We start from the raw sequence: 6136 nt of genomic DNA, 5'->3' as shown, positions 1-6136 counted from the left end.
ACCCGCACCCGCCGCGAGCCGGCCCGCCCGACCCACCCGCCGGACCCGCCCGCCGGTCTCGCGGCGCTGCTGACGCTGAGCCTGCTCGCCGCGTTCTTCGCCTGGGTGAGCGCCGGACCGTTCTGGCTGGCGGTGGGGCACTCGACAGGCGGCACGGTGATGATCACCGAATGCGTCGGGGGCGGGCTCACCCAGCGCTGCCGGGGGATCTTCCTGGCCGACGGCGACCGGTTCCAGGCCCACGGCGTGCGGGTCAGCGGCGTGCCGGCCGGTCGAACCGCCACCGGCAGCACACTGCCCGCCCGGATGACCGGGCCGCAGGGCTCCACCGCCTACGCGGACACCGGGCCCGGCCGGCACCTGCGGTGGCTGCTCGGGCTGGCCCTGGTGGCGGGCTGTGCCGCCGCGATCCCCCGGTGGACCGGCGCCACCCGGCTCGCGGACGAACGGCAGCGACGCTGGGCGGTGGGGCTGGCGCTGGCCGGCCCGCTGCTGATCACCGTCGGCTTCCTCGCCGCCGCCTGGTGAGGCGTACCGCCGCCTCAGCGGTGCACCACCTCGTAGACCTCCCGGCGACGCAGCCCGTACGCGGTGGCGACCTCGCTGATCGCGTCCCGCCGGGACATCCCGGCCGCCTCGCGCTCACCGACCGCGGCCCGCAGCGTCCCGTCGTCCGGTCGGGCCGCCGGCTCCGGTGACGCGCCGGCCACCACCAGCGTGATCTCGCCCCGCACGTCGCCCGCGGCGGCCCACTCGGCCAGCTCGCCGAGCGGCCGGCGGACCACCTCCTCGTACGTCTTGGTCAGCTCGCGGCAGAGCGCGGCGGGCCGGTCCGCGCCGAACGCCTCGGCCAGGTCGGCCAGCGCGCCGGTGATCCGGTGCGGCGCCTCGAAGAGCACGAGCGTGCGCTCCTCGGCGGCGAGCGCGCGCAGCCGGGACCGGCGGGCGCCGGGGGTGCGGGGCAGGAAGCCCTCGAAGCAGAACCGGTCGCAGGGCAGCCCGGACAGCGCCAGCGCGGTGGTGACCGCGCTCGGCCCGGGGGCCGCGGTCACCGGGACACCGGCGTCCAGCGCGGCGCGGACCAGTCGGTAGCCGGGGTCGGAGACGCTCGGCATGCCACCGTCGGTGACCAGCGCGATCGTGTAGCCGGCGGTCAGCACGTCGACCAGTTCCGGGGTGCGCCGCTCCTCGTTGCCCTCGAAGTAGGAGACGATCCGGCCGGGCACCGTCACGTCGAGGTCGCGGGCCAGCCGGGTGAGTCGCCGGGTGTCCTCGGCGGCGACCACGTCGGCGGTGGCGAGCGCCTCCCGGAACCGGGCGGACGCGTCGGCCGGGTTGCCCAGTGGCGCGCCGAGCAGCACCAGTCGCCCCACCTCGGACATTTCACCCACGACGCGCGCTCCCTCATCGACGGTCGTACCAATTTCGGAGACGACAGACGCCACCGGGCACCCTCGCAGCCTACGATCGCCGGGTGACGAGTGCGTCGACAGCACAGAGCGCGAACGCCGACCCCTCCCCCGACGACCGGGCCACCGGCTCCCCGGGCGACACCGGCGGGGGCGGGATCCCGGCTGCCGTCCGGCGCCGGCTGGCCACCGTCGACGACCGGATCGGCCGGGGGCAGGCCTGGCTGGCCACCACGGTGGTGGTGGTGATCGCCGCGATCCTGCGCTTCGTCGGGCTCAGCCACCCGCCGGGCAAGATCTTCGACGAGACCTACTACGCCAAGGACGCGTACGGGCTCGTCGACCGCGGCGTCGAGTGGAACTACAAGGACAACGGCCCGTCGTACGTGGTCCACCCGCCGTTGGGCAAGTGGCTGATCGGGCTCGGCGAGTGGGCCTTCGGCTACCAGGACACGGAGACCAACATCTCCGTGCCGGGGCACCTCGTGACGACCGCCCCGGAGTTCGGCTGGCGCTTCGGCGCCGCGGTCGCCGGCACGGTGTCGGTGCTGCTGCTGGTGCGCATCGGCCGGCGGATGTTCCGCTCCACCACGCTCGGCTGCGCGGCCGGCCTGCTGCTCGCCCTGGACGGCTTCCACCTGGTGCTGTCCCGCTCGGCCATCCTCGACATCTTCCTGCTGCTGTTCGTGCTGGCCGCGTTCGGCGCGCTGGTGCTCGACCGGGACGCCCGGCGGCGGCGCTGGGCCCGGGCGCTGGAGGCGGGTCTGGACCCGACGCTGCGCGGGCGGGCCGGGCGTCCGCCGTCGGGCTGGCGGGACTGGCCGTGGTGGCGGTTCGCGGCCGGGGTGCTGCTCGGCTGCGCCTGCGCGGTGAAGTGGAGCGGGCTCTACTTCGTGCCGGCGTTCGCCCTGCTGGTGCTGCTCTGGGAGGTCGGGGTCCGCCGGTCGGCCGGGGTCCGGCGCCCGTGGCGGGACGCGATCCTCGACGAGCTGCCCTGGCTGCTCGTGGCCGGCGTGCTGATGGTGGTCACCTACGTGGCGACCTGGTCGGGGTGGCTGCTCAGCGACGACGGCTACTACCGCCTGGCCGCCCGCTACCCGAACACCCCCGGGCTGAGCGACACACCGGTCATCGGCCCACTGATCAACCTGTGGGAATACCACAAGGCCGCGTACGGCTTCCACACCCAGCTCGACGACCCGCACAAGTACCAGTCCTGGCCCTGGCAGTGGTTGCTGCTCGGCCGGCCGGTGGCGTTCTACTGGTCCGGCGACGGCAGCTGCGGCGCGGCGAGCTGCGCGTCGGAGGTGCTGCTGCTGGGCACCCCGCTGCTCTGGTGGTCGTTCCTGCCGGCGCTGGCCGCGACCGTCTGGCTGGGTCTGGCCCGGCGCGACTGGCGGGCCGGGGCGATCCTGCTCAGCGTGGCCGCCGGCCTGCTGCCCTGGTTCTGGTTCGCGCTGGACGGCCGGACGATGTTCTCGTTCTACGCCGCGCCGGCGGTGCCGTTCCTGGTGCTCGCGGTGGTCTACGTGCTCGGCGCGATCGCGACCCCCGCACCGGTCTCCGGAACGGCTCCACCACCGAGCACCGAGCAGGTCGCGGACCGGCGTCTGGTCGGTGGGATCATCGCGGGCGCCTACCTGCTGCTGGTGGCGCTCTGCTTCGGCTACTTCTATCCGGTGTTCGTCGGGCGGCTGCTGCCCTACGCCGACTGGTCCGCCCGGATGTGGCTGGACGGTCGCTGGATCTGACCCGGCCGACCGGGAAACGAAGAAGCACGCCCCGATCGCCTGCCACGGGGGAAGCGGGCGATTGGGGCGTGCAAGACAGAGCTTAGCCACAGTCCGGCAGCGGCACAACGGGTGCGGGTGGGTCAGATTTCCGACCAATGCGCCACCCCCCGAAAGGTTTACATCGGGCAGCTAACGGTGGGTCATGTTCCGGAAGCGAAGCGGGGCCGACGGAGGGGCTCCCGGGTACGACCGACCCGGATGATCTTCCAAAGTGGATCTCACTACACTTCGCCCGGTGATCAACAAGAGACGATCGACGGCCGTCCTCATCGGACTGCTGGCGGCGACCGCGATGATCGGTCCAGGCCCCGCCGGGGCGGACGACGAGACAGGCGAACCCGCCGCCGAGCCGCCCAAGGTCGAGCTGGTCCTCGACGTCAGCGGCTCGATGCGGGCCCGCGACATCGACGGGCGCAGCCGGATCTCCGTCGCCCAGCAGGCGTTCGACGAGGTGGTCGACGCCCTGCCCGACGAGACACAACTCGGCATCCGGGTGCTCGGCGCGACCTACCGGGGCAAGGACAAGAAGCAGGGCTGCCTCGACACGCAGCAGATCGTGCCGGTCGGCCCGGTGGACCGCACGGCCGCCAAGGCCGCGGTCGCCGGGCTGCGCCCGACCGGCTTCACCCCGGTCGGGCTCGCGCTGCGCTCCGCCGCGCAGGACCTGGGCACCGGCAGCACCGCCCGGCGGATCGTGCTGATCACCGACGGTGAGGACACCTGCGCGCCGCCCGACCCGTGCGAGGTCGCCCGCGAGCTGGCCGCCCAGGGCACCCGGCTGGTCGTCGACACGCTGGGCCTGGCCCCGGACGAGAAGGTACGCCGGCAGCTGCTCTGCATCGCCGGCGCGACCGGCGGCACGTACACGGCGGCACAGAGCGCCGACGAGCTGACCGGCCGGATCAAGCAACTGGTCGACCGGGCCCGGGACACGTACACGGCCACCCCGGCGGTGGTCGGGGGCGGGGCCGCCTGCGACGGCGCGCCGCTGCTCGCGCCCGGCGTCTACAGCGACCGGGAGGCGTTCTCCGAGCACCGCTGGTACCGGGTCCCGGTGCGCCCCGGCCAGGAGCTGCGCGCCTCGGTGAGCGTCGCGCTGGACCGCCCGGTCAACCCGGACTACGGCGTCCTGCTGCGGGCCACCGCGCCGGACGGGCGGGAACTGGTCCGCGGCGTCGACGCCGGCAGCGGGCGCACCGACGTGGTCTCGGCCGGCCTGCGCTGGTCCGCCGCCGAGGAGCAGGACGCGGCGAGCCCGGAGCCGACCCCCGACGGGACGTCCGCCGCGCGGACCGTCTGCCTGGTGGTCAGCAACTCGTTCGCGGCCCGGGCCGGCACCCGGGCCGAACCGGGGATGCCCGTCGAGCTGACCGTGGACGTGGTCGACGCCTCCCCCGCCCCGGACGGGCCGGACCTCGGCCGCGGCTGGGTCCTGCTGCTCCTGCTCACCGTTGCCGGCCTGGCCACCGGGCTGCTCGTCGGCCTGCTCACCCGCTGGTGGGTGGCGACGTGGAGGGAGAACTGAGGATGCGTACCCCGATTCGTCTCGCGGCGGCGACGGCCGCCGCCGGCCTGGCCCTCACCCCGGCCGCGGCCCTCGCCGCGCCCAGCCCGTCGCCGGGCGCGACCACCGTGACCAAGGCCGGCACCTCGTTCCTCACCGCCACGACCGTCACGGCCGGCCAGCCGGTACGGGTGGGCGCCTCCACCGGCGACCACCTGTACTGGTCGTTCCGGGCCGACGCCGGGCAGGTGCACGAGGTCGGCGTCACGGTCACGTTCCCGAAGCGGCGCAGCGGCGCGTCCACCTGGACGGTCGACGTCTTCGACGGGTTACGCCGCCGGCAGGCCTGCACGGCCGGCGCGCAGACCCCGACCGCGGACACCGCGGCGACGAGCGTGACGCTCGGGTGCACGCTGCGGCGGGTGCGGCCGTGGGCCGAGCCGTGGTCGGGTGACCCGCTGCCCGGCACCTACTACGTCCGGCTCTCCGTCACCGACCTGCCGGAGCCGGACCTGGGTCTGCCGATCGAGGTGGACATGCTGGTCGGCGCCACCGACTCCGGCGGCGCCTCCGGCGACGACGGTGAGCTGGCCGCGCCCCTGGTGCCGAACACGCGCGCCGGGACGCTGCTGACCGCCGAGCCGACGCCCGAGCCGGTCGCCGAGGAGGAGACCGACCTGACCGGCTGGCTCCCCGAGGCCGGCTCGCGCTGGGTCTGGACCGGCGTGGGCGGCGTGCTCGCCGCCGTGGCCGGCGTGGCCGGTTTCGCCCTCACCCGGCGGCCCCGCCGTCCCTAGGGACCGGAACGGTCCCGCAGACCGCGACCGGTGGCCGCCGTGAACCCGACGCGGTGGCCACCGGGAGCGCCGGGCCGCTCAGAACGTCCGCGGGCCGCGCGGCACCCAGCCGATGAACCGGTCCTGGAGGGCGGTGACCGGCGCGGTACGCAGGTCGTGCGTGGCAGCGGCCAGGCAGGAGCCGAGATAGACGCTCAGCGACGCCCGATCCACCTGGTACTCGTGCAACAGGTGACGGCGCTTCGTGGCGCAGGGCCAGTCGTCGCCGCACGAGCCGCAGGTCCAGTCGGGGGTCACGGGGACATGTTCGCCGGCCCGTGGTTCCGACGCCTCCGCACCGGGCGTCATCGGCGGCTCCTTCCAAGTTCGGCACAGTGGCGTGTGGACGCTGCCTCCCCCGCGACATTGGTTCAGCGCCGCAGCGCGCTCCCGCGTTACGGTACGTTCACCGAGTGTCCCCGTCACCCACCGACGCACGTGCGTGATCTGCTGCCGCCCACCGTCGCGGTGGCGGTGGCCGGGCCGGCCGACTGGTCCGGTGAGCTGCTGCCGGCCGAGCTGACCGCACTGGGCGACCGCGCGGTCCCCGGCCGCCGGCGCGACTTCACCGCCGGCCGGATGTGCGCCCGGCGG

General features: G+C 74.9%; 6 protein-coding genes and 1 pseudogene. 5 read left to right on the top strand and 2 right to left on the bottom strand.

The annotated features are described in order from the left end of the window. Window positions 1-528, top strand: a 528-nt coding sequence (locus HUW36_RS23225; protein ID WP_174530118.1) for a hypothetical protein, incomplete at its 5' end; no start/stop codon positions are given. Between the two features lie 14 nt (window positions 529-542). Here the strand turns inward: HUW36_RS23225 and rsmI are convergent. Beyond that, complete coding sequence (gene rsmI, locus HUW36_RS23220; protein ID WP_425487259.1) at window positions 543-1382, bottom strand: 16S rRNA (cytidine(1402)-2'-O)-methyltransferase; 840 nt, start codon at window positions 1380-1382, stop codon at window positions 543-545. 92 nt (window positions 1383-1474) lie between these two features. Here rsmI and HUW36_RS23215 point away from each other — a divergent pair, with 92 nt between their 5' ends. From HUW36_RS23215 to HUW36_RS23205, 3 genes are all read left to right on the top strand, one after another. After that, on the top strand, window positions 1475-3160 hold the full coding sequence (locus HUW36_RS23215; protein ID WP_174530116.1) for a dolichyl-phosphate-mannose--protein mannosyltransferase: 1686 nt from the start codon (window positions 1475-1477) through the stop codon (window positions 3158-3160). 277 nt (window positions 3161-3437) lie between these two features. Then, the gene (locus HUW36_RS23210; protein WP_174530115.1) at window positions 3438-4727 is read left to right on the top strand and encodes a VWA domain-containing protein; all 1290 of its coding nucleotides are present in this window, start codon (window positions 3438-3440) and stop codon (window positions 4725-4727) included. 2 nt (window positions 4728-4729) lie between these two features. Beyond that, window positions 4730-5503, top strand: a complete 774-nt coding sequence (locus HUW36_RS23205) for a peptidase (protein WP_174530114.1) — start codon at window positions 4730-4732, stop codon at window positions 5501-5503. Between the two features lie 78 nt (window positions 5504-5581). Here the strand turns inward: HUW36_RS23205 and HUW36_RS23200 are convergent, their stop codons facing one another. Beyond that, a complete protein-coding gene (locus HUW36_RS23200) occupies window positions 5582-5800 on the bottom strand; it encodes a hypothetical protein (protein ID WP_343044353.1) in 219 nt (72 codons plus the stop codon). Between the two features lie 180 nt (window positions 5801-5980). Between HUW36_RS23200 and HUW36_RS34590 the strand changes: the two are divergent. Next, window positions 5981-6136, top strand: a pseudogene (locus tag HUW36_RS34590) (4-phosphopantetheinyl transferase); the annotation flags it as partial.

The organism is Micromonospora maritima (genome assembly GCF_902825405.1).
GTDB classification, from domain to species: domain Bacteria; phylum Actinomycetota; class Actinomycetes; order Mycobacteriales; family Micromonosporaceae; genus Micromonospora; species Micromonospora maritima.
The sequence above is the reverse complement of the archived record's forward strand: the minus strand, read 5'-3'. Positions and strand labels throughout refer to the sequence as shown.